The 23918-nt window shown below is 65.4% G+C and carries 16 protein-coding genes and 2 tRNA genes; 10 read left to right on the top strand and 8 right to left on the bottom strand.

From position 1 onward, the window contains the following. Window positions 1-36: 36 nt before the first annotated feature. The 8 genes from AC30PD_RS02355 to hrpA all read right to left on the bottom strand — a co-directional run bounded on the left by AC30PD_RS02355 (window position 37) and on the right by hrpA (window position 8612). Window positions 37-1014, bottom strand: a complete 978-nt coding sequence (locus AC30PD_RS02355; protein WP_489534022.1) for an AAA family ATPase — start codon at window positions 1012-1014, stop codon at window positions 37-39. A gap of 271 nt (window positions 1015-1285) precedes the next feature. Then, on the bottom strand, window positions 1286-1576 hold the full coding sequence (locus AC30PD_RS02350; RefSeq protein WP_489534021.1) for a helix-turn-helix transcriptional regulator: 291 nt from the start codon (window positions 1574-1576) through the stop codon (window positions 1286-1288). A 451-nt stretch (window positions 1577-2027) separates the two neighbouring features. Then, entirely contained in the window at window positions 2028-3446 is a 1419-nt protein-coding gene (locus tag AC30PD_RS02345) for a tyrosine-type recombinase/integrase (RefSeq protein WP_489534020.1), read from the bottom strand. Between the two features lie 184 nt (window positions 3447-3630). Then, window positions 3631-3707 (bottom strand) — tRNA-Arg (locus AC30PD_RS02340). A 28-nt stretch (window positions 3708-3735) separates the two neighbouring features. Continuing rightward, window positions 3736-3812 (bottom strand) — tRNA-Pro (locus AC30PD_RS02335). Between the two features lie 18 nt (window positions 3813-3830). Next, the gene (locus tag AC30PD_RS02330; protein WP_489534019.1) at window positions 3831-4346 is read right to left on the bottom strand and encodes a hypothetical protein; all 516 of its coding nucleotides are present in this window, start codon (window positions 4344-4346) and stop codon (window positions 3831-3833) included. 16 nt (window positions 4347-4362) lie between these two features. After that, window positions 4363-4620, bottom strand: a complete 258-nt coding sequence (locus tag AC30PD_RS02325) for a GlsB/YeaQ/YmgE family stress response membrane protein (RefSeq protein WP_489534018.1) — start codon at window positions 4618-4620, stop codon at window positions 4363-4365. A 101-nt stretch (window positions 4621-4721) separates the two neighbouring features. Then, on the bottom strand, window positions 4722-8612 hold the full coding sequence (gene hrpA, locus AC30PD_RS02320; RefSeq protein WP_489534017.1) for an ATP-dependent RNA helicase HrpA: 3891 nt from the start codon (window positions 8610-8612) through the stop codon (window positions 4722-4724). 182 nt (window positions 8613-8794) lie between these two features. On the opposite strand from hrpA, the gene AC30PD_RS02315 reads away from it, so the two are divergent. The 10 genes from AC30PD_RS02315 (at window position 8795) to rpoD (ending at window position 23822) form a co-directional block, all read left to right on the top strand. Then, the gene (locus AC30PD_RS02315) at window positions 8795-9925 is read left to right on the top strand and encodes a TRAP transporter substrate-binding protein (protein ID WP_489534016.1); all 1131 of its coding nucleotides are present in this window, start codon (window positions 8795-8797) and stop codon (window positions 9923-9925) included. A 90-nt stretch (window positions 9926-10015) separates the two neighbouring features. Next, on the top strand, window positions 10016-10642 hold the full coding sequence (locus AC30PD_RS02310) for a TRAP transporter small permease subunit (protein WP_489534015.1): 627 nt from the start codon (window positions 10016-10018) through the stop codon (window positions 10640-10642). Next, a complete protein-coding gene (locus AC30PD_RS02305) occupies window positions 10642-12612 on the top strand; it encodes a TRAP transporter large permease (RefSeq protein WP_489534014.1) in 1971 nt (656 codons plus the stop codon). The genes AC30PD_RS02310 and AC30PD_RS02305 overlap by 1 nt, the downstream gene beginning before the upstream one ends. Window positions 12613-12668: 56 nt before the next feature. Continuing rightward, a complete protein-coding gene (locus AC30PD_RS02300) occupies window positions 12669-14054 on the top strand; it encodes a CoA transferase (RefSeq protein WP_489534013.1) in 1386 nt (461 codons plus the stop codon). A gap of 80 nt (window positions 14055-14134) precedes the next feature. Further along, on the top strand, window positions 14135-15475 hold the full coding sequence (gene argA / locus AC30PD_RS02295) for an amino-acid N-acetyltransferase (protein WP_489534012.1): 1341 nt from the start codon (window positions 14135-14137) through the stop codon (window positions 15473-15475). A 54-nt stretch (window positions 15476-15529) separates the two neighbouring features. After that, window positions 15530-15802 (top strand): oxidative damage protection protein, encoded by a 273-nt coding sequence (locus AC30PD_RS02290; RefSeq protein ID WP_489534011.1) that lies wholly within the window; start codon window positions 15530-15532, stop codon window positions 15800-15802. Between the two features lie 108 nt (window positions 15803-15910). Further along, window positions 15911-16216: an H-NS histone family protein gene (locus tag AC30PD_RS02285; protein WP_489534010.1), complete on the top strand. Its 306-nt coding sequence runs from the start codon at window positions 15911-15913 to the stop codon at window positions 16214-16216. 143 nt (window positions 16217-16359) lie between these two features. After that, a complete protein-coding gene (locus AC30PD_RS02280) occupies window positions 16360-19380 on the top strand; it encodes a bifunctional diguanylate cyclase/phosphodiesterase (protein WP_489534009.1) in 3021 nt (1006 codons plus the stop codon). Window positions 19381-19423: 43 nt separating this feature from the next. Continuing rightward, window positions 19424-21259: a DNA primase gene (gene dnaG, locus AC30PD_RS02275; protein WP_489534008.1), complete on the top strand. Its 1836-nt coding sequence runs from the start codon at window positions 19424-19426 to the stop codon at window positions 21257-21259. A 337-nt stretch (window positions 21260-21596) separates the two neighbouring features. Further along, a complete protein-coding gene (gene rpoD, locus AC30PD_RS02270; RefSeq protein ID WP_489534007.1) occupies window positions 21597-23822 on the top strand; it encodes an RNA polymerase sigma factor RpoD in 2226 nt (741 codons plus the stop codon). Window positions 23823-23918: the final 96 nt, after the last annotated feature.

The following is a 23918-nucleotide window of genomic DNA, read 5'->3' as shown; positions in this document are numbered from 1 at the left end:
ACAACCGAGAGACAGAGACGAGACAAAGAGACAAGCTCATTTCGCCACCGCAGCGGCTGCAACCATGCCGACAGATTCGTGTGCTGCGCCGGCCTTGACCAGTGCCTTGAGCGCCCGATAGACCGAGGTGCGCCGGTATCTGCCGTCGAAGTGCTGTGCAATCTCGGTCTTCTTCACGCCCACGCGTCGGGCGATGAGGAATTCGAGGACCGCCCCCTCAACTTCGCCGAGCCGGCGCACAGGCCGGTCTGGCGCATCGACTTGCTCTACGACACAGGAGGTGATCGTGTCGCCATCGCTGTCCACGCCGAGGAAAACTTGCCGCAACCGGAAACCACAGGTGTCACCATCGAGGCCGTCTTTGGCCTTAGCGGCGCACCACGAGCGCGTGTCGCCGTCACGGGTCGTCTGGATCGCTGCATCGAGTGCGGCGAACAGCGAGGAATGTCCACGTAGGCCCCGTGACTCGTCCTTCCCGGTGTGGGCCACCAAGACCAAAAGCCCGCCGATGGTGAACCGCGCAATGTTCTTCGCGGCCTCGATGGCCATCCCCATGTCGCGTGACGAGTTCTCGTCGGCGCCGGGGATCGAAGCGTTCAGGGTATCAATGAACACGACCGGGCGGTCGATGCCATACAAGCTGACGGTCAGCTTCATCACATCATCGAGCAGACTCATCGGCTCTACGATGAACTTCAGGCGCTTAGGCAGCGCCCGCCTGTTGTGTTGCTCCCATGCGGCCAATCGGGCGCTGAACCCGGCGTCACCCTCAAGCACCGCATACACAACATCGTGCGGCGTCACCCTCCGTCCGAACCAAGTGCGGCCCTCCGCGATGGCGCAGGCCAGGTCGAGGGCGAGAAAGCTCTTGCCGCTCGTGGAGGGGCCATACACGGCTGCGATGCCCTCGTCTGGGAGCAATCCCTTTACGCACCACCGCATCGGTGGACGCCGCGCCAGATCAGCGGCGGCGAGAAGCTCGAATGGCGCTCTCGGCGCGTCGATCTGCGCCACGGCCGCCGTCACTGCCCCACCCCGGCGCGTCTTGCGAAGTCCTCGACGGCGTCGATCGAATGGAGGTTGCGGGTCAATGCGTACTTGGAGACTACATACACGGGCGCCCCGTCGTCACCGTCAATCCGGATCGCCGTGAAGCCTGCCAAGTACAACCGCGCCTGCACGGTTGACCACCGCTTTTCATGGTTACGGCATACACTGGAGTCCACAGTTGAGCGGCACAGAGGGGCGAGTGAATTCGACACTCGCCCTTCATCTTTTTCGGGGCTCATTTCGACGCCTCGTCAGCCGCACGCTTGCGGCGATCACCGCCCCGGCTCGGCACCACCGGCTGCTCCCGCAGCGCAGCTTCCCAAGCATCGACTTCTTCCGAGTCCCAGACGGGAGTGCCCGGAGACAGGTAGACGGGCTTCGGGAAGTTTTTCAAGCCGTAGAACGAACTTCTCGAAATCGGAAAGCGCCCCGGGGTCTTCGAGTTCTTGTTCGTCACGAGGTCGCTCACCCTAAGCCAGCGGGTTGGCCTGCGCAGGGTTGCCCTATCGGGGTCAACTTCGTTCATGTCGAGCACCTTTGTTCAAGAAGTGCTCGCTTCTAATCCTCATCTGATAGCCGGTCAACATGGATCATCCAGACTCCATTGAACGGAACTATATTGATACCTTTTCGTATGGGTTCTTACTGGCAGGCCGCATCCGGCTATGGTCCCGAGAATCTAAAACAGGAAGTTACTGCCTCAAGTCACCGGGATCACATGGAAACCGGTCCGTAACAGACTGTTTCGTTTGCCAGTACCCCGGGGTGCCCCGGGGTGTCCCGGGGTGCTGCCGGAGTAGTTCCTGTGTCCGTCCGTGCCGCCGCCGGCCCGGGAAGGCCCGCCACAGCCCCGGGAAGGTCTGCCGGGTGCCCTAGGGGCAGCCTAGGCCGCCTGCCGGCTGTTGCCGCCCCTGCCGTCGAGGTCGAGGTCGAGGTCGAGGTCGAGTGGCCGGGTGCTTCCCAGCACCGGGGCCTGCTCAGCTACCCAGCTTCGACAATTGCCGCTTCACCATCGCCGCAGTTACCCGCTTACCGGTCAGGTTCTGAATGATCGAGGCCAACAGCCCGGGGTCGGCCTTGTCTTCTAATGGAACAACAGGTGCCACTGGTGCTGAAGGTGGGAAAGCCTTGCCCGCAGCGCAGTCCGCTACGACTCGGCCCCACATGGTCATCATCTGAACCCGCTGCTTCATGTACTCCGCCCGGTCATACGCGCTGCCCAGCGCGCCCGACTTAACGTGTGCGAGTTGGGCCTCAACAATCTCTGGGTCAGCTCCGAGTCGTTCCACCAGCAAAGTGCGAGCACTGCTGCGGAACCCGTGGGAAACAATCTCGCCGCCGAAGTCCAGCCGCTTCAGGGCTTGGTTGAGCGTGTTCTCACTCATGACGCGGACATTTGAGGTCGAAGCAGTGAACACCAGCTCTGACGAACCAGTAAGCGGCTGAATCTCCTTCAGCCACGCCACGACTGGCGCTGCCAGTGGCACGAGGTGGGGCCGGCCGCTGGCCTTTTGTTGCTTGGTGCGCTTCATATCCTCGGAAGGGATCGACCACAACGGCGCGTCACCATCTAGGTCAAGGTCTGCCCACCGCATGCCTCGAATGTTCGCTACGCGCTGGAAGGTTGCAGCCGTGACGAGCAGCGCGATACGGGTCAATATGCTGCCCCGGTATGTGTTGATCGCCTTCAACAGTTCAGCAAAGCGGGCAGGGTCAGTTATCGCCGCTTGGTGTGTGACGATCACGGGTTGCAAGGCTTCGGCCATTCCCTGAGCCGGATTGCGACTTGCTAGCCCAGATGCAATGCCGAAGCGAAACACCTGCCCGCAGTTCTGCAGGCTACTGTGCGCCGACTCGATGGCACCGCGAGCTTGCACACGTCGCAGACATTCGAGCAACATCTTCTCGTCGATGTCGCCGATCTGTTTGTCACCAAGCCACGGCAACACGTCGTTGTTGAACCTGGCCTTGATCTTCGTGACGTAGGATTCGCTCAGCCCGGGGCTCTTGGTGCTGAGCCACTGCTCGAACACGTCGCGGAAGGTTCCCGGCACCGACAGTCCCTTGGCGACTCGTTGCTCGGCCACGGCCGCTTTCTGCACAACCTTTCGGGCCACCTTGCGTTCGGCCGAGGGATCGAGGTTCCGTGCAAGCAGAGCGCGTGCGTCGTTGCGCCGCTGGCGGGCATTAGCGAGGCCGACATCAGGGTACACACCCAAGCTGAGCGTCTTGCGCTTGCCCTCGAAGGCATAGTCGAAGCGCCACGCTCTGCCGCCGCCCTTGACCTTGAGCAACAGGTAGAGCCCGCCGCCATCGCTCACGCGAGTCAGCCCCGCCTTCTCGGCCGCTGTGATGCTCCGGTGAAGACTCTTCTCGTCCTTGATGAGTGAATCCATCGCAGTAACTCCCCGGTGTGCCAGCCGCTCGAAAGTGAGTTGCTGTAGGGGGTCACTGTAGCAAATGGAGTAACCGGGGCTGTTCTGTGTTGTTCAGGGCTGACCGGCTTTGACCGAAAGTCAGTCCTAAGTACTTGATTTTTCTAACTATTATGGACAATCAAGACAAACAAGAACAGTAACTTGGCCAGCCCGGAGGGACTCGAACCCCCGACATCCGACTTAGAAGGTCGGTGCTCTATCCAGTTGAGCTACGGGCTGAATGGGGTGGCGCGTGGGCCGAAGAAGGTGGTCGGGGCGGCGGGATTCGAACTCGCGACCTACTGGTCCCAAACCAGTTGCGCTACCAGGCTGCGCTACGCCCCGACGAAGCCACAATTGTACTCAGGCAGCCGCGACGCTCGGGCTCGGCGCGGGCAGCATCAGCTGTCTCGACACCGAAACACATTGCTGGATGTGCTGCTCGCAGACGAACTTCAGCGAAGAGAACGTGAGCACGGCCGAGACGGCCGAGCCGGCGATCGGCACGTACTTCGCCGCCTGCTGCGTGGTGAGGCGCACGCCGACGAGCTTGAGCAGCTTCATCACCAGTTCTCGGGTGACAAGCTTGCCCACCAGCAGCCCGCCGCCGGCCGACACGGCTTTGTAGACCGCCAGCCGCCGGTCGGGCGCGAGCCGCTCGACCTGCTCTGGCGTGAGCCCGAACGCGCGGTTGATCTCGGGGATGAGCTGCAGCAGCACCGCCACGTCGGTGACCCAGTCGACCCCGGGGATCGGCACCACGGCCACGCCGGCCGCAACCAGCGCACGCTTGTTCACGAGGCGGCGGCACTGGCGCACCACGGCCTCGATCTCTTTGGGCGTGTCGGGCACCACGACCCACTCGCCGGCTTGGCTCACGATCGGCTCGCTGGCGTCAGCTCGACGAGCCCGGGCCCTTGAGCTTGCCGACAATGAACAGCAGCACGATCGCGCCGATGACCGATGCGATCCAGCCCGCCGCCTGACCTTGCGCGTACCAGCCCATCGCCTGGCCGGCGAAGCCCGCGAGGAACGAGCCGGCAATGCCGAGCAAGGCCGTGAGGATGATCCCCAGGCTCTGTGTTCCCGGCAGGATTGCGCGTGCGATCAAACCGACGACGAAGCCGATGACGGCCATCCAGACGTATCCCATGCTTGTTCCCCCGTTGTGACGCCGAGGGGGCGCGCACCATGCGCGCTGCACCTCGGCCAGCGCGGCCACTGTATCGCATCGGTGCAGCCAGGGCTTTGCCCTCAACCGAGCATCTGCGCCCAGACCTTTTCCAGCCGTTTGGCGCTCACCGGCTGGGGCGTTCGCAGCTCCTGCGCGAACAGACTCACGCGCAACTCTTCGAGCAACCAGCGGAATTCTTCGAGGCGCGTGTCCTGCACGCCCTTGCGCTCGGCCAGGTGGCGCCAGTAGCGCTGCTCGATCGGGCGCAACTCGGCCAGTCGCTGGGCATCGCGGGCCGGGTCGGCGCGCAGTTTGTCGAGCCGCATCACCACCGCTTTCAGGTAGCGCGGCAGGTGCGCCAGTTGCGCCCAGGGCGTGGCACTGATGAAGCGCTTGGGCATCAGCCGCGCGAGTTGCGCATTCAGATCGTCGTTCACCTCTTTCGATGCGCGGGCGTCTTTCAGCTTGCGCAGGGCCGCGTTGTGTTCGATCAGCACCACGGCGGCCAGGCGCGCGATCTCGCTGGCGATCAGCGTCAGGCGCCCCCGGCCTTCTTCGACGCGGCGTGCGAACGACGCAGCGTCGGTGGGCAGCGGGTCGAGCAGGAAGGCGCGGTCGAGCGCCACGTCGATGATCTGGTCGCGCAGTTCGTCGGCGCTGCCGCCGCCGGCGCCATCGGGCGTGCGGCCGACCTGCATGTAGGCCACCGCCATGGTGCGCAGGTCGGGGATGTTCTTCTCCATGTACTTGAGCGCTTCGCGCAGTTGCAGGGCGACCAGCCGTCGCAAACCGGCGCGGTGCTGGCGGCGTGCGACCTCGGGCTCGTCGAAGACTTCGATCTCGACATGCGTGGCCTTGTCGATCAGCGCCGGAAAGCCGATCAGCGACTGCCCGCCCTTGCGGATCTCCATCAGCTCGGGCAGCTCGCCGAAGGTCCAGGCAGTGTGCTTCTCGGCCGGTGCACTGTCGCTCTGGCGCGCAGGCATGGCACCCGACGCCAGCGACTTTTGCGGCGACGGCTTGCCCGCCGCTTCAGCCACCGGCCGGGCCGGCGACGTGTCGAGCTTCAGCGAGGCCAGTGCCTGAAAGGCCGAGCGCGCCTGCGTGCCCAGCTCGGCCTTCAGCGCCGCGAGGTTGCGCCCCATGCCGAGCTGCCGGCCGTGTTCGTCGTTGATGCGGAAGTTCATCATCAGGTGCGGCTGCAGTTGCTCCTGCTTGAAGTCGGCACGCTTGATGTCGAGCTGGGTCTTGTCGCGCACATGCTTGAGCAAGGCGTCGATCAGGCCGCCTTGTGCGAAGGGCACGGTTGCCACGAACGAGTCCACGTACTCCGGCAAGGGCACGAGCCGCGAACGCGGCCGCTGGTGCAGGCTCTTCACGAGCGCGAGCACCTTGTCTTTCAGCATGCCGGGCACGAGCCACTCGCAGCGTTCTTCGTTCACCTGGTTCAGCGAATAGATCGGCACGCTCACCGTCACGCCGTCTTTCGGGTCGCCCGGTTCGTGCAGGTAGGTGGCCGCGCAGTCCACGCCACCGAGCCGCAGCGTTTTCGGGAACGCGGCCGTCGTGATGCCTGCCGCTTCGTGGCGCATCAGCTCTTCGCGTGTGAGCAGCAGCAGGTTCGGCTGGCGCTTCACTTCGTCGCGGTACCAGCGCTCCAGGCTGTGGCCGCTGCACACGTCGGCGGGCAGCTGCTGGTCATAGAACGCGTGGATCAGCTCGTCGTCGACCAGCACGTCTTGCCGGCGCGACTTGTGCTCCAGCTCTTCGACCTGCCGGATCAGCTTCTCGTTGGCCGCGACGAACGGCAGCTTCGTATCCCACTCGCCCGCGACCAGCGCTTCGCGGATGAAGATCTCGCGCGCTGCCGCCGCGTCGATCTTGCCGAAGTTCACGCGCCGGTTGCTGTAGATCACGATGCCGTAGAGCGTGGCCCGCTCGAGCGCGATCACCTCGGCGGCCTTCTTCTCCCAGTGCGGCTCGAGCAACTGCGTCTTGATGATGTGGCTGGCGATCTGCGGCAACCACTGCGGCTCGATGCCGGCAATGCCACGCCCGAACAGGCGCGTGGTCTCGACCAGCTCGGCCGCCACGATCCAGCGGCCCGGCTTCTTCGACAGGTTCGCACCCGGGTGTTTGTAGAAGCGGATGCCACGCGCGCCCAGGTACCAGTCTTCGTCGTCGCTCTTCAGGCCGATGTTACCGAGCAGGCCGGCCAGCATCGACAGGTGGAGTTGTTCGTAGGTGGCCGGCGCGCCGTTCAAGCGCCATTGGTGTTCTGCCACCACGGTGTGCAGCTGCGAATGGATGTCGCGCCACTCGCGCACGCGGCGTGGCGAGATGAAGTTGTCGCGCAGCAGTTGTTCCTGTTTGCGCTGCGAGACCTTGTGCTCCCCCTGCCCGCCCTTGCTGTCTTCCAACCACTTCCACAACTTCAGGTCGCCGAGGAACTCGGAGCGTTCGTCATCGAACTTCTTGTGCGCGGCGTCGGCGGCCTGGGCGTTTTCGATGGGCCGGTCGCGCACGTTCTGCACGCTGAAGGCACTGGCGATGATCAGCACTTCAGTCAACGCCTGGCGGTCGCGCGCCTCCAGAATCATGCGGCCCACGCGCGGGTCGAGCGGCAGGCGCGAAAGCTCGCGGCCGATCGGCGTGAGCTCGTTGAAGTCGTCGACCGCGCCGAGTTCGGCGAGCAACTGGTAGCCGTCGGCGATGGCGCGCTTCGGTGGGGGCTCGAGGAACGGAAAGTCCTCGACCGTGCCGAGGTGCAGCGACTTCATCCTCAAGATCACGCCGGCCAGCGACGACCGCATGATTTCCGGGTCGCTGAACTTGGGCCGCTCGTTGAAATCCTTCTCGTCGTACAGGCGGATGCAGATGCCGTCGCTCACGCGCCCGCAGCGCCCGGCGCGCTGGTTCGCCGCGGCCTGGCTCACCGGCTCGACGAGCAACTGCTCGACCTTGTTGCGGTAGCTGTAGCGCTTGACGCGCGCGGTGCCGGCGTCGACCACGAACTGGATGCCGGGCACCGTGAGCGAAGTCTCGGCCACGTTGGTCGCCAGAACGATGCGGCGTGCCGCGTGCGGCTCGAACACACGGTCTTGTTCCTGCTGGCTCAGGCGCGCGAACAGCGGCACCACTTCCACACCGGGCGGGTGGTGTTTGCGCAGGTGGTCGGCGGCTTCGCGGATCTCGCGTTCGCCCGGCAGGAAGACCAGCACGTCGCCGGGGCCTTCACGCCAGAGTTCGTTGACCGCGTCGGAGATCGCGTCGTTCAGGTCGTATTCGCGGCTCTCTTCGAAGGGCCGCCAGCGTTGTTCGACCGGGAACAGCCGGCCCGACACCATGATGACCGGGGCCGGTCCCGCCGATGATGCGAAGTGCCGCGCAAAGCGGTCGGCGTCGATCGTGGCCGAGGTCACGACCACCTTCAGGTCGGGCCGCTTCGGCAGGATCTGCCGCAAGTGGCCGAGCAGAAAGTCGATGTTCAGGCTGCGCTCGTGGGCCTCGTCGATGATGATCGTGTCGTAGGCGCGCAGCAAAGGGTCGGTCTGGGTTTCGGCCAGCAGAATGCCATCGGTCATCAGCTTGACGCTCGCGCCAGCCTGCAGCCGGTCCTGAAAGCGCACCTTGAACCCGACGATCTCGCCGAGCGGCGTTTTCAGTTCTTCGGCAATGCGCTTGGCCACGCTCGAAGCGGCGATGCGGCGCGGCTGCGTGTGGCCGATCAGCTTGCCGGTGTGGGCCTTGCCACGCCCGAGCTGCAGCACGATCTTCGGCAACTGCGTGGTCTTGCCCGAACCGGTTTCGCCGCAGACGATCACGACCTGGTGCTGCGCGATCGCCTGCGCGATCTCTTCGCGCCGCGCCGAGACGGGCAAGGACTCTGGGTACGTGATCGGCGGAAGCGGGTTGCCCGCGGGCCGCGGCGTGCGCGCCGGGGCGGGGCCGGAAAGGGGAGCGTTCGACATCAGCCCGCGATTATCCCGGGCCGCGAAGACCCGCGCCGCTTTGCAAGTTCGGCGTAAGGATCGCGCCGGGCTTCCCCTACTTGTTGCACCAAGGTCGCTGCAACACAGTATCGGTGCCCCCGGCCACGGGCGGCTACGGGGCGCAGCGGCGCCTCGACAGACCCAACCCACCAGGAGTTGCCATGCCCCAGAAACCCGTCACCCCCGCCCCGCGCCGCCGCTTTCTTCGCAACGCCGCCGTCGCTGCCGGCACCACGGGTGCGCTCGCCGCGCCGATGGTGTCGCGTGCACAGACCACGAGCCTGCGCTTCCAGAGCACCTGGCCCGCGAAAGACATCTTCCACGAGTACGCGAACGACTTCGCCAAGAAGGTCAACGACATGGCCGGCGGCCGCCTCAAGATCGAGGTGCTGCCTTCCGGCGCCGTGGTGCCTGCTTTCCAGTTGCTCGAAGCAGTGGCCAAGGGCACGCTCGACGGCGGCCACGGCGTAGTGGCTTACCACTACGGCAAGAACTCGGCGCTGGCGCTGTGGGGTTCCGGCCCCGGCTACGGCATGGACCCGAACATGCTTCTCTCGTGGCACAACTACGGTGGCGGCAAGGAACTGCTCGCCGAGATCTACAAAAGCCTCAACCTCGACGTGGTCTCGTACCTGTACGGCCCGATGCCGACCCAGCCCTTCGGCTGGTTCAAGAAACCGATCGCCAAGGCAGACGACCTGAAGGGTGTGAAGTTCCGCACCGTCGGTCTCGCGGTCGACATGTACACCGAGATGGGTGCCGCCGTGAACCCGCTGCCGGGTGGCGAAATCGTGCCGGCCCTCGACCGGGGCCTGATCGACGGCGCTGAGTTCAACAACGCGTCGAGCGACCGTTTGCTGGGCTTCCCCGATGTCGTCAAGAACTGCATGCTGCAGAGCTTTCACCAGAGCACCGAGCAGTTCGAGATCCTCTTCAACAAGGGCAAGTACGACGCGCTGCCACAAGAGCTGAAGTCGATCATCGACTATGCCGTGCAGGCCTCGAGCGCAGACATGAGCTGGAAAGCCGTGCAGCGCAATTCGCAGGACTACATCGAGCTGAAGAAACAAGGTGTGAAGTTCTACAAGACCCCCGATGCCGTGTTGAAGGGTCAGCTCGTGGCCTGGGACAAGATCGTTGCCAAGAAGGGCGCCGAGAACGCCGCCTTCAAGAAGGTGCTCGACTCGCAGAAGGCCTTTGCCGAGCGCGCCGGTGCTTGGCAGAACGACTACCTGGTCGACTTCAAGATGGCCTACAACCACTACTTCGGGCGCAGCGCGAAGAAGGCCTAGTCGGTCCTTTCTTGCGTTGACGATCTCGGGGGCGCCACCAGCAGGCGCCCCCGCTTCATTGTTCGAACCGTTTTCACCCTAGGAAGCCCGATGCAGAAATTGCTGCTGACCGTCGACCGTCTTTCCACCTGGATCGGCAAGCTGTTTGCCTGGGCGGTTCTGGCCCTGACCCTGCTGATCTCGTGGGAAGTGTTCTCGCGCTATGCGCTGAACAAGCCGCACGCCTGGGTGCTCGACGCGCAGATCATGCTGTACGGCACCCTCTTCATGTTCGCCGGCGCCTACACGCTGAGCAAGGCCGGCCATGTGCGCGGCGACGTGCTGTACGGCTTCTTCAGGCCACGCACCCAGGCCACGATCGACCTCGTTCTCTACATCGCATTCTTTCTGCCCGGCATCGTGGCCCTCACATGGGCAGGCTGGAACTACGCCAACGAGTCGTTGGGGATTCGGGAGCAGACGTTCAACGCCGACCCGTTGCCGGTCTACCCGTTCAAGTTCGTGATCCCGTTCGCCGGCGCCGCGCTGATGCTGCAGGGGCTGGTCGAGATCGTGCGTTGCGTGCTGTGCCTGCGCAACGGCGCGTGGCCGACTCGTGAAGAAGACGTCGAAGAAGTCGACGTCGACAAGCTCAAGGAAATGGTCCACGTGAAAGACGCCGACATCGAAGCACTCGACCGGTACGTTGCCCCCGCACAATCGAAGGGGGCGGTGTGATGGTGCTGCGCAAGGAACTCTGGTTCGGCTTCGGCCTGATGGCGGTGATCATCGCCGGCGCGCTCTACATGATGCTGAGCGTGCCGGTCATCACCAACGGGCACATCGGGTTGCTGATGCTCTCGCTCGTGGTGGTGGCGATCATGCTCGGCTTCCCGACCGCCTTCACGCTGATGGGCATGGGCATGATGTTCGCCTTCTTCGCCTACCACTCGGGGGGGCAGAGCGTCGGCGGAGCGACACGCCAGACCCTCGACCTGATGGTGCAACGTGCGTTTTCGGTGATGAGCAGTGACGTGTTGATCGCGATCCCGCTGTTCGTCTTCATGGGTTATCTGGTCGAACGCGCGAACCTGATCGAAAAGCTGTTCTCGAGCCTGCACCTCGCGCTGGCGCGCATGCCGGGTGCGCTCGCGGTGGCCACGCTGGTGACTTGCGCACTGTTCGCCACCGCCACCGGCATCGTCGGTGCGGTCGTCACGCTGATGGGCCTGCTGGCCCTGCCGCAGATGCTGCGGGCCGGCTACGACGTGCGCGTCTCTTCCGGCACCATCACTGCCGGCGGCTGTCTGGGCATCCTGATCCCACCCTCGGTGCTGTTGATCGTCTACGGCGCGACTGCGGGCGTTTCAGTGGTTCAGCTGTATGCCGGCGCGTTCTTTCCCGGGCTGATGCTGGCCGGGCTGTACATCGGCTACGTCATCATTCTGGCCAAGCTCAAGCCGCACCTCGCGCCACCGCTGACGGCCGAGCAACGCCATGTGCCGCTGCCGCCGCTGCTGCTCGACGCTGGCGCCACGGGCGAGCGCCGCGCCGTGCCTTGGCTGCTGGCAGCGCTGAAAGGCCGTCGCAACCAGAACGTGACCACGGGTTACCTGCTGCGCCAGTTGTTCATCGCCTTGCTGCCGGCACTGCTCTTCCTGGTGGTGGCGTTGTTGAGCTACCAGGCCGCAACCTCGGTTGCAGCCGGCCCCGAGAGCTCGGGCATGCAGCAGATCGGCACCGAGACCCCGTCTGACTCCAGCTACGGTGGGGTGCAGGAGCCACCGGCCGAAGGCGGCCTGGCGGAACCGCCGCGCGAGGGCGGCCTGGCGGAACCGCCGTCTGAAGCGCCGCCAGCCGGTGCGCTGGCCGAACCGCCGGCCGCACAACCCGCTGCGCCCGGCAGCGCCGCCATGGCGTCTGCCGCCGGCACCGATGCGCCTGCCACTTCCACCGCGGCGCCCACGAGCTACTGGATCGGTCTTGCCGCCGCCGCTGTGGCCTTGCTCGTCTACTACGGCCTGCTCAGCTTCACGCGGCTCGAAATCTTCAAGATGCTGCTGGCCTCGTTCTTCCCGCTGCTCGTGATGATCATCGCGGTGCTCGGATCGATCGTCTTCGGTCTGGCCACCCCGACCGAGGCGGCCGCGGTCGGCGCGCTGGGCGGTTTCATTCTGGCGGCCGCCTACCGCCAGCTGAACCTGACGATGGTTCAGGAGTCGGTCTTCCTGACTGCCAAGACTTCGGCGATGGTGTGCTGGTTATTCGTCGGTTCGGCGATCTTCTCGGCAGCGTTCGCGCTGCTCGGCGGTCAGGCACTGGTCGAGCAGTGGGTGCTCGGCATGGACCTGACGAAGACCCAGTTCCTAGTGCTGAGCCAGATCATCATCTTCGTGCTCGGCTGGCCGCTCGAGTGGACCGAGATCATCGTCATCTTCATGCCGATCTTCATCCCCTTGCTCGACAACTTCGGCGTCGACCCGTTGTTCTTCGGCCTGCTGGTGGCGCTGAATCTGCAGACGGCATTCCTGAGCCCGCCGGTGGCGATGTCGGCCTTCTACCTCAAGGGCGTGGCACCGAAGCATGTGAGCCTGAACCAGATCTTTGCCGGCATGATGCCGTTCATGGGCATCCAGGTGCTCGCGATCGTGCTGCTGTACCAGTTCCCGGCGATCGGGCTGTGGCTGCCACAAGTTCTCTACAAGTGATGCGGCGCCGGCGCACCGAGAGCTTCTGAGTCGGCTGGCGGGCTGAGGCCGGCTGCATGCCCCAGGTGCTCGAAACAATCTGGCGTGCGGCCGGCCTGCCGACGGATGCCTTGACCCGGGTCGTGCTCACCGGCCACGACCCGGTGCTCCCCTCCTCGTTCGCGGTCGGCTCGGCCGCGCAGTCCAGCCTGGCAGCCGCCGCGCTGGCGGCCGCGCAACTCGGCGAGCGCCGCAACGGGCCGCGCCAGCGGGTGCGTGTCGACATGCGCCGCGCCGCGCTCGAATGTGCATGCCATTTCCGCATCGACGGCCGCTCACCGGAGCTCTGGGACAAACTCGCCGGGCTCTACCCTTGCGCAGAGGGGCGCTGGCTGCGCGTGCACACCAATTTTGAGCACCACCGCGACGGCCTGCTGCGCCTCCTCGGCTTGCCGACCGGGCCGCAGACGCCGCGCGAAACCTTGGCCGCCGCCTTGCTCGGCCTGGATGCCTTCGAGTTCGAAACCGCTGCTGCGCGGGCCGGCCTTGTCGTTGCAGCGGTTCGCAGCTTCGCCGAATGGGAACAGCATCCGCAGCGTTCTGCCGTCGCTTCGTTGCCGCTGGTCGCGATCGAGAAGATCGGCGAAGCGCCGCCGCTGGAATGGCCTGCGCTGAGGCGCGATGCCAGCCCGTTGCACGGGCTGCGCGTGCTCGACCTGACCCGCATCCTCGCTGGCCCGGTCGGCGGCCGAACGCTCGCGGCCTATGGCGCCGAGGTCATGCTCGTGAATGCACCTCATCTGCCGAACATCGAAGCCATCGCCGACACCAGCCGCGGAAAACTCTCGGCCCTGGCCGACTTGCGCGAGCCGGCCGGCCGCGCGGGGCTGCGCGCCATGCTGCGAGAAGCACATGTGTTCGTGCAGGGCTATCGGCCAGGCGCTTTGGCGCAACTCGGTTTCGCACCGTCCGATGTGGCGGCCGTGCGGCCGGGCATCGTGATGGTTTCGCTCTCGGCCTATGGCGAAGCCGGCCCGTGGGCCGGGCGCCGCGGCTTCGACTCGCTGGTGCAAGCCGCCACCGGGTTCAACCACGCAGAATCGCTGGCGGCGGGCGCAGCCCAACCCAAAGCCTTGCCGGTGCAGGTTCTCGACATGGCGAGCGGCTTCCTGATCGCCTTCGGCGCCCAGGCCGCGCTGTGGCGCCAGCAGACCGAAGGGGGGAGTTGGCTGGTGCGTGTGTCGCTGGCGCGCACGGCCCAGTGGCTGCACGAGTTGGGCCGGGTGGCGAACGGATTCGATGCACCCGCGCCCGACTTCTCCGGCCTGCTCGAAACAACGCCGAGCGGCTTTGGCGATCTGAGCGCGTTCCCTCACGCTGCCGAGTTTTCGGTCACGCCCGCCCGCTGGTCGCGCCCGTCGATGCCACCGGGCAGCCACCCGCTGGCCTGGCCCGCGCCTTGATCGGCGCGGCGCCGACCGCACGTGCAAGAATCCCGGTCGCCACGCTCGTGGCCAATCTTTCAGATCGAGTGACGCGCCCCGTGAGCCTTGTCTTCCCCCACACCTTCGTGCCCTGGTTCCGCACCGTGGCGCCGCACATCCATGCCTACCACGGCAAGACCTTCGTGGTGGCCATCGCCGGTGAGTTGATCGCTGCGGGCAAGCTGCAGGCCTTTGCGCAAGACCTCGCGATCCTGCAGGCGATGGGCATCAAGCTCGTGCTCGTGCACGGCTTTCGCCCGCAGGTGAACGAACAATTGCGCTCCAAGGGCCACGAAGCGCGCTACAGCCACGGCATGCGCATCACCGACGCGGTGGCACTCGACTCGGCACAGGAAGCCGCCGGCCAGCTGCGCTTCGAGATCGAAGCGGCGTTTTCGCAAGGCCTGCCGAACACGCCGATGGCCAACGCGATCGTGCGCGTGGTGTCGGGCAACTTCCTCACCGCGCGCCCGGTCGGCATCGTCGACGGCGTGGATTTCATCCACAGCGGCGTGGTGCGCAAGGTCGACGCGGCGGCGATCCGCAGCGCGATCGACATCGGCGCGATGGTGTTGCTCTCGCCCTTCGGTTTTTCGCCGACGGGCGAGGCTTTCAACCTGACGATGGAAGACGTGGCCACCAGCACCGCGATCGCGCTGCAGGCCGACAAGCTGCTCTTCATCACCGAGATTCCCGGCATCCACGAAGACCTGGCCGACCCCGACAGCCCGATCGACACCGAACTCGCACTGGCCGACGCCGAACGCCTGCTGGCGCAGTTGCCGCGACCCGAGAAGCCAACCGACCCGGCCTTCTATCTGCAGTACTGCGTGCGTGCCTGCCGCGGCGGCGTGGAGCGTTCGCACATCCTGCCCTTCGCGATGGACGGCGCGGTACTGATGGAGGTCTTCACGCACGACGGCATCGGCACGATGGTGGTCGACGAAAAGCTCGAAAGCCTGCGCGAAGCGACGTCCGACGACATCGGCGGCGTGCTGCAGTTGATCGAGCCTTTCGAGCGCGACGGCACGCTCGTGAAGCGAGACCGCACCGAGATCGAACGCGACATCGGCCACTACACCGTGATCGAACACGACGGCGTGATCTTCGGTTGCGCGGCGCTCTACCCTTACCCGGAAGCGCGGACCGCCGAGATGGCAGCACTCACCGTGTCTCCGCAGGTGCAGAGCCAGGGCGACGGCGAACGCATCCTGAAGCGCGTTGAACAACGTGCCAAGGCGATGGGGCTCGAAAGCATCTTCGTGCTGACGACACGCACGATGCACTGGTTCATCAAACGGGGTTTCGCGCAGGTCGATCCCGACTGGTTACCCGAAGCGCGCAAACGCAAATACAACTGGGACCGGCGCTCGCAGGTGCTGGTCAAGAAACTCTCGTAACCCTTGTGCCGGCGGCGTTGCCGGCAAACCCGAACCGTTATCCAGGAGGCCAATATGGCGCGTCTCGTTCAATGCATTCACCTGAAAAAAGAAGCCGAGGGCATGGATTACGCGCCCTATCCAGGCGAACTGGGCAAGAAAATCTACAACTCGGTCAGCAAGGAAGCCTGGGCGCTGTGGATGAAACACCAGACCATGCTGGTGAACGAAAACAGGCTCAATCTGGCCGACCAGCGCGCGCGGCAGTATCTGGCGCGCCAGATGGAGAACTTCTTCTTCGGTGCAGGCGCCGAACAGCCTGCAGGGTATGTTCCGCCGGCACCTTGAAATCGGCAACCGGTTATCTTTCCTGGCCGTCTTGCAGGATTTCTCGGTATCTGAATAGAATCAGCTGAACCGACCTTTGGGTATTCTGGATTCAGCGGAGGAATGAAAATGGCGTCACTGCAGGAATTGATCGCACAGAAAGAAGCGCTCGAGCGGCAGATCGAACTCACGAAAAAGCAGGACCGCGACGCGGCGATCGCGAAAGTCCGGTCGCTGATGAGCGAGTATGGTTTGTCGGTCTCCGACCTGTCGGCCAAGAGCAGCTCGAAGGCCGGCCCGAAAACAGGCAGCAAGGTCGCCGCCAAATACCGGAACAAGGCCACCGGAGATTCCTGGAGCGGCCGCGGTCTGCAACCCAAGTGGCTGAAAGCGGCGCTCGCGGCCGGCCGCAAGATCGAAGACTTCGCAGTCTGAGCTCGCTGCACCGCGCCACAGCATTCCCGATCGACGCCACCCTCGCGGTGGCTTTTTTTCGGTGGTTTTCCCGCTCGACCGATTGAAACAACGAGGGGCCGCGAGAGCCCCTACATTTGCGAACAACCTGCGCCGCCGCTGACGTGACTTCACTCCGCATTCTCAGCTTCCCCGCCACCCTGCTCGGCCGTTTCAGTGCGCCGCAGTGGGCGGTGCGGGTGTCGCTCGTTATTCTTGCGATCGGCATCGGCGGCGTGGTCGGGCTCGCCGCCCCGCAGGTCGACGGCGGTGTCGCGTTGATCTGGCCGCCGATGGGGGTGGCGCTGGCCGCGTTGTTGCGCTTCGGCGTGGGCGTCTGGCCGGGCGTGTTTGCCGGGGGTTTGCTGGTCGCGCTGTCGACCGGCAGGCCGTTCTGGCTCGCGGTCCTGATCGCTGCCGGCAACACGCTCGGGCCGGCCTTGGCTGCGGCCGCGTTGCAGCGCGACGGCTTGCATGTGGCGCTCGACCGGCGCCGCGACCTGTGGTTGTTCGGGGCCATCGGCGCCGCCGCCGCCACACTGTTCACCGCCAGCAACGGCAGTTTCTGGCTCGCCGCCAGCGGCACGATCCGCTGGGCCGATGCGCCGCGGGTCTGGGCCTACTGGTGGTTGGGCGACGCGATGGGCGCCCTGGTGGTCGGCATCCCGCTGCTGACCTACTCGAGGGCAGCGTTGCGTCGGGGTTTCGGCAGCTGGCGCTGGGCCGTCACAACCCTCTTGGCCGTCGGCGTCGTCGGCAGCGGCGCGCTCGCTTTCGCGCACGCCGACAGCACCCACGCCGTGCCCTCGCTGATGGTGTTCGTGCCGCACCTGTTGTTGTGCTGGCTGGCGGTTCGCAGCGGCTTGTTCACGGCATCCGCCAGCGCGATGCTGTTGATCGGTGGCGCCGTGCTCGCCAGCGCGCACGGCGTGAGCCCGTTTCCCCGGCTCGATTCCGACGACGGCGTGATCTTTCTCGTCGGCTACGTGTGCAGCCTGATGGCGGCGCCCTTGCTGACGACCGCACTGGCGGGCGAACTGGCGGCCAACGAAAGGCGCTGGCAACTGGCGCTCGACACCTCGGGCATCGGCGTCGGCGAATGGGACTTGCGGCGCGGCAGGCTCGTGCTCTCCAAGCGCTGGCTCGCCCTGCTCGGCCACGACACGCAGGCGTTCGGCACCGATGTGCAATCGTTCTGGGACTTATTGCACCCCGATGATGTGATCGCCGTGCAACAGGCGTTCGAGCCGCTGCGCTCGGCCGGCGCCGCCGATGCGGCCGCCGAATGCCGCATCGAGTGTCGTGACGGCAGCTGGCGCTGGTTCGAGTTGCACGCGCTGGTGGCTGAACGCGCGGTCGACGGCAAACCGATCCGGCTCATCAGCACCGCGCGCGACATCAGCGACATGCGGGTCGCCAACGAACGCCAGCAGCTCTCTGAAAGCCTGTTCCAGCACCTGCACGAAGGCCTGTTGATCACCGACTCGGAGCACCGCGTGCTCGAAGTCAACCCGACCTTCACCGAGATCACCGGCCACACACGCGAAGAACTGCTCGGTACCGTGCCGAGCCTGATGCGCCCCGCCGAGCCCACGTCCGACGCCGGCGTGCAACTCGAGGCGATGCGCCTGAGCCTCGCAGCCGGCGGCATGTGGCGTGGCGAGATGCTCGACCAGCGCCGCAACGGCGACCCCTGCCTGCTGCAGGTCACGGTGTCGGTGGTGCGCAACGCCAACGGTTCGGTGCGCAACCACGTGCTGGCGATCGCCGACGTGACACGCGCGCGGCGCCAGCTCGAACAACTGCAGCGCCAGGCCCACTTCGACGAGCTGACGCGCCTGCCCAACCGCGTGCGGCTCGCACAGATGCTGCAGGCTGCGTTGCACACGAGCCAGCGCGAAGGCTCGCTGCTGACGGTGTGTTACCTCGACCTCGATCACTTCAAGCCCGTCAACGACCGTTTCGGTCACGACTCGGGCGACCGCCTGCTGCTCGAGCTGGCCAACCGCATGCGCCGTTCGCTGCGCTCGTGGGCCGGTGGCGACGACGTGGTCGCGCGCATCGGCGGCGACGAGTTCGTGCTGCTGCTGCGAACCACCACGCTCGAAGAAAGCCGCCACGCGGTCGAGCGTGTCTTGCACCAGGTCTGCCAGCCCTACACGCTGGGCATGGGCACTGCGCCGGTCACCGTGACGGCGAGCATCGGTGCCACCGTCTACCCGCTCGACGACGCCGACGCCGAAACGCTGCTGCGCCACGCCGACCACGCCATGTACGGTGCCAAGCAGGCCGGCCGCAACGGCTACCTGTTCTTCGACGCCGAACACGACCGGCGTGCCGAAGCACGATTCGTAGCACTCGGGCGCGTGCAGGAAGCGCTCGACGCGAACGAGTTCAGGCTGCACTTCCAGCCCAAGGTCGACATGCGTTCTGGCAGCGTGCTGGGGGTCGAAGCGCTGCTGCGCTGGAAACACCCCGAACAGGGCGTGATCCCGCCGGCGCAGTTCCTGCCGCTGATCGAGAACACCGGCCTGAGCGTCAGCGTGGGCAACTGGGTGCTGCAACACGGCATCGAACAGCTCGCCCACTGGATGCGCCTGGGCCTGGACATCACGCTCAGCATCAACATCTCGGCCCGCCACCTGCAGGAGCCGCTGTTCGCGCAGCACCTGGCGGGGCTGCTGTCGAAGTACCAGACGCCGGTGGCGCAGAACCTCATCATCGAAGTGCTCGAAACCGCTGCGCTCGCCGATGTGGACTACACCTGTGACCTGATGGAAGAGTGCCGCGCGCTGGGCGTGCGCGTCGCGCTCGACGACTTCGGCACCGGTTATTCCACCTTCACCTACCTGAAACGCCTGCCGATCGACATGCTGAAGATCGATCGTTCTTTCGTGATCAACATGCTCTCCGACCGGCAAGACCTGGCCATCGTCGAAGGCGTGATCGGCCTGTCGCAGACCTTCGGCTGCACCGTCGTCGCCGAAGGCGTGGAAACGCCGGAGCAGGCGACCAAGCTGATCCAGATCGGCTGCGACGTCGGCCAGGGCAACGGCATCGCCGCGGCCATGCCGGCCGACGAAGTGCCCGGCTGGGTGCGCGGTTACCGCGGCATCGCCAGCCAGCTCGGCCAGCTCACCATGTGACGAGCCTGCGGCCTGCGCGCAGGCGCTGCCGTAGACTCTTTGGGTGATCCCGCCCGCCTTCATCCACGACCTGCTCGCCCGCGTCGACATCGTCGAGGTGGTGGGCCGGCACGTGCAGCTGAAGAAGGCCGGCATCAACCACAAGGGCCTGTGCCCGTTCCACGGCGAGAAGTCACCGAGCTTCATCGTCAGCCCGACGCGCCAGACCTACCACTGCTTCGGCTGCGGGGTGCACGGCAACGCGGTCGGCTTTCTGATGGAGCACTCCGGGCTGGGCTTCATCGACGCCGTGCGCGACCTGGCACAGCAGGTCGGCATGACGGTGCCCGAAGACGAGAGCACACCGGCTGAACGTGAACGCGCGGCAGCGCAGAAGCAGCGCCAGGCCACGCTCAACGACGTGCTGGCGAAGGCCGCCGAACACTACCGCCGCCAGCTCAAGGGCAGCCCGCGCGCGATCGACTACCTGAAAGGCCGCGGCTTGAGTGGTGAGATCGCCGCGCAGTTCGGGCTCGGCTACGCGCCCGACGGCTGGCGTGGCCTGGCGAGCGTGTTTCCGAGTTACGACGACCCGCTGCTCGAAGAAAGCGGCATGGTGATCGTGCAAGGCGACGAAGGTGCGGACGAATCCGATCGGAAGAGGTATGACCGTTTCCGCGACCGCATCATGTTCCCGATCCGTTCGGTGCAAGGCGAAGTGATCGGTTTCGGCGGACGCGTGCTCGACAAGGGTGAGCCCAAGTACCTGAACTCGCCCGAGACGCCGGTGTTCAGCAAAGGGCGCGAGCTCTACGGGTTGCACGAGGCGCGCGCCGCGCTGCGCCAGCGCGGCTATGCGCTGGTGGTCGAGGGCTACATGGACGTGGTGGCGCTCGCGCAGTCGGGCTTCGGCAATGCGGTGGCCACGCTCGGCACCGCCTGCACCGCCGAGCACGTGCAGAAGCTCTTCCGCTTCACCGATTCGGTCGTCTTCAGCTTCGACGGCGACGCCGCCGGCCGCCGCGCTGCAGGGCGTGCGCTCGAGGCAAGCCTGCCGCATGCCACCGACACGCGCAGCGTGCGTTTTCTGTTCCTGCCGGCCGAACACGACCCCGATTCCTACGTGCGCGAGTTCGGCGCCGAGGCTTTCGAAGCCTGCGTGAGCGCTGCCGTGCCGCTGTCGCGCCAGATCGCCGAAGCCGCCGGCGCCGGCCACGACCTCGACACCGCCGAGGGCCGCGCCCACATGCTGGCGAACGCCAAGCCACTCTGGTCGGCGCTGCCCGACGGCGCGCTGAAACGCCAGATGATCGGCGAGCTGGCCGGCATCGGCCGGCTCGAAACCAGCGAACTGCAAGCCTTGTGGGGCAGCGCCGCGCCGGCTCGCGGTGCCAACGCAGTTGCCGAGCGGCCGGCCCGGCGCATCGCCAGCCGGGTCAGCAAGGGTGCCGCCAACCTGCTCGACCGAGCGATCTGGCTTCTGTTGCACCAGTGCGACCTGTGGTCCGCGCTCGATGGCGAAGCCCACGACGAACTGGCCGCCAAGGCCGCACCGTACGACCTGTTCTTCGGTTGCATCGAACGCAGCCTGCACGAACACGGGCCGCTCGCACCACCGGCCCTGCTCGCAGAGCTGCGCGTCGTTGCGCAGCAGCACGCTCAGGGCGGTGCGGTGATCGACCGGATCGCGCAGTTCCACGACCCGGAACCCCACGCCGACCTCGGGCACGAGTTGCGCCTGGTGCTCGACCGGCTGCGCCTGAAAGACCTGGAAGACGAGCTCGAATTGCTGTTCCAGTCGGGAACGCTCTCGCCCGACGCCCAGGCGCGCAGCCTGCAGCTGATGGCCGACCGCTCGCGCCTGAAAGCGCTGCTGGCCCGTGCACCGGCCGACGTTTGACCCGTTGTCGCTGGCAACAAAAGGTATAATCCTCGGCTGACGTAAGCGCGGCAAGCGTGACAGCAGCACCTCCGGGCCCCGGCCACCCTCTGAACCAGGGTTTCCTTCGTGGATTTCAGGCCAACCTTTCCCGCAAGGGCTGCACTCCAAATGTTCACCCGAACTTGCCCGCTCCATGTCGGCCACCGTGCCATGAACCTTCGGGTTTCGAGCAGCGTGCCGGCAATGCATCGGCTTGTCGCGAGTCGGCCTCTCCCGGGCTTGAATTTCGCGTCAACACGCGCAACTGAATGACCGGGCCTGGTGACGACAGGCCCCACACCATCCGAGGATTTGCATGACCGCGAAGAAGAGCGCCCCCGCCCCTGCCCCTAAAGCCGCCAGCGCAGCCAAGGCAGCGAAGCCCGAAGAACTGAAGAAGGCCGCCAAACCGGCTGCGGTGGCGAAAACCGCTGCGAAGCCGGCCGCGAAGACCGCAGCCAAGGCGGTCGAAGCCAAGGGCAAGCCCGGCCGCAAGCCCAAGGCCGACGAAAAGTCGAAGAACTCTGAAGAGTCCGACGTCGACCTCTCCGACCTCGAATCCGATCTGGAAGGTGAACCCGAAGTCGACGCCGCCCCGGAGGGCGAGGCCAAGGTCAAGGCCAAGCCGCTCCGCATGAAGGTGTCGCGGGCCAAGGAACGCGCGCTGATGCGCGAGTTCGGCCTGGAAGAAACCGCGCTCACCGAAGAAGAAGCCGCCAAGCGCCGCCAGGAGCTGAAGACGCTCATCAAGATGGGCAAGACCCGTGGTTTCCTCACACACCAGGAAATCAACGATCACCTGCCCGAGAAGCTCGTCAACGACGAAATCCTCGAAGCCATCGTGTCGATGCTCAACGACATGGGCATCGCCGTGTACGAGCAAGCACCCGACGCCGCCACGCTGCTGATCGCCGGGGGCGGCGCGACCACGGCGACCGAAGAAGAAGCCGAAGAAGCCGCCGAAGCGGCACTCTCGACCGTCGACTCCGAGTTCGGCCGCACGACCGACCCGGTGCGCATGTACATGCGCGAGATGGGCACCGTCGAGCTGCTCACGCGTGAAGGCGAGATCGAGATCGCCAAGCGCATCGAAGGCGGCCTGCAGGCCATGATGTACGCCATCAGCGCGTCGCCGACCACGATCGCCGAGATCCTCAGCTACGCCGACCGCATCGGCTCGGGCGAGATGAAGATTTCGGAAGCCGTCGACGGCTTCGTCTCCGAAGACGAGGCCGACGACTACGTGGCCGAAGAAGACGTCGACTTCTTCGACGAAGAAGACGACGACGACGGCCAGGGCGGCAGCAAGGCGCTGACCAAGAAGCTCGAAGAGCTGAAGGTCTCGGCGCTGGCCAAGTTCGAGACCCTGCGCATCAACTTCGACAAGATGCGCAAGGCCTTCGAGAAAGACGGCTACCAGTCGCCCTCGTACAACAAGGCGCAGCAGGCCATCAGCAACGAGCTGATGACGATCCGCTTCACCGTGAAGACCATCGAGAAGCTCTGCGGCATCCTGCGTTCGCAGGTCGACGACGTGCGCCGCTACGAACGCGAGCTGCGCAAGATCATGGTCGACAAGTGCGGCATGCCGCAGGAATACTTCGTCAAGCACTTTCCGCCCAACATCCTGAACCTGAAGTGGGCCGAGAAGGAAGTGGCGGCGAACAAGCCCTACAGCGTGGTGCTGGCGCGCAACCTGCCGCCGGTTCAGGAACTGCAGAAGAAGCTGACCGACCAGCAGGCCAAGGCCGTGGTGCCGCTCGAAGACCTGAAGCGCATCAACAAGCGCATGAACGAAGGCGAGAAGGCGAGCCGCGACGCGAAGAAGGAAATGATCGAGGCCAACCTGCGCCTCGTGATCTCGATCGCCAAGAAGTACACCAACCGCGGCCTGCAGTTCCTCGACCTGATCCAGGAAGGCAACATCGGCCTGATGAAGGCGGTCGACAAGTTCGAATACCGCCGCGGCTACAAGTTCTCGACCTACGCGACGTGGTGGATCCGCCAGGCGATCACGCGCTCGATCGCCGACCAGGCGCGCACGATCCGCATCCCGGTCCACATGATCGAAACGATCAACAAGATGAACCGGCTGAGCCGCCAGCACCTGCAGGAGTTCGGCTTCGAGCCCGACGCCCCCACGCTGGCCGAGAAGATGGAGATCCCTGAAGACAAGATCCGCAAGATCATGAAGATCGCGAAAGAGCCGATCTCGATGGAAACGCCGATCGGCGACGACGACGATTCGCACCTGGGCGACTTCATCGAAGACACCAACAACACCGCGCCGATCGAGGCCGCCATGCAGGCCGGCCTGCGCGACGTGGTGAAGGACATCCTCGACTCGCTGACGCCGCGCGAAGCCAAGGTGCTGCGCATGCGCTTCGGCATCGAGATGAGCACCGACCACACGCTCGAAGAAGTGGGCAAGCAGTTCGACGTGACGCGCGAGCGCATCCGCCAGATCGAGGCCAAGGCGATCCGCAAGCTCAAGCACCCGAGCCGCTCTGACAAGCTGCGCACCTACCTCGACACGCTGTGAGCGCGGCGTTGTGACACCAGGGCTCCGAGACTCCGTCGGAGCCCTTTTTCATGGGCTTCAGGATGGCGCGGGAACGCAGCGCTATAAACTCGCGCA

The sequence above is a fragment of the Rhizobacter sp. genome, from assembly GCF_032229685.1.
Taxonomy (GTDB): Bacteria; Pseudomonadota; Gammaproteobacteria; order Burkholderiales; family Burkholderiaceae_C; genus LMDS01.
This window is presented reverse-complemented; position numbering and strand designations above follow the sequence as displayed.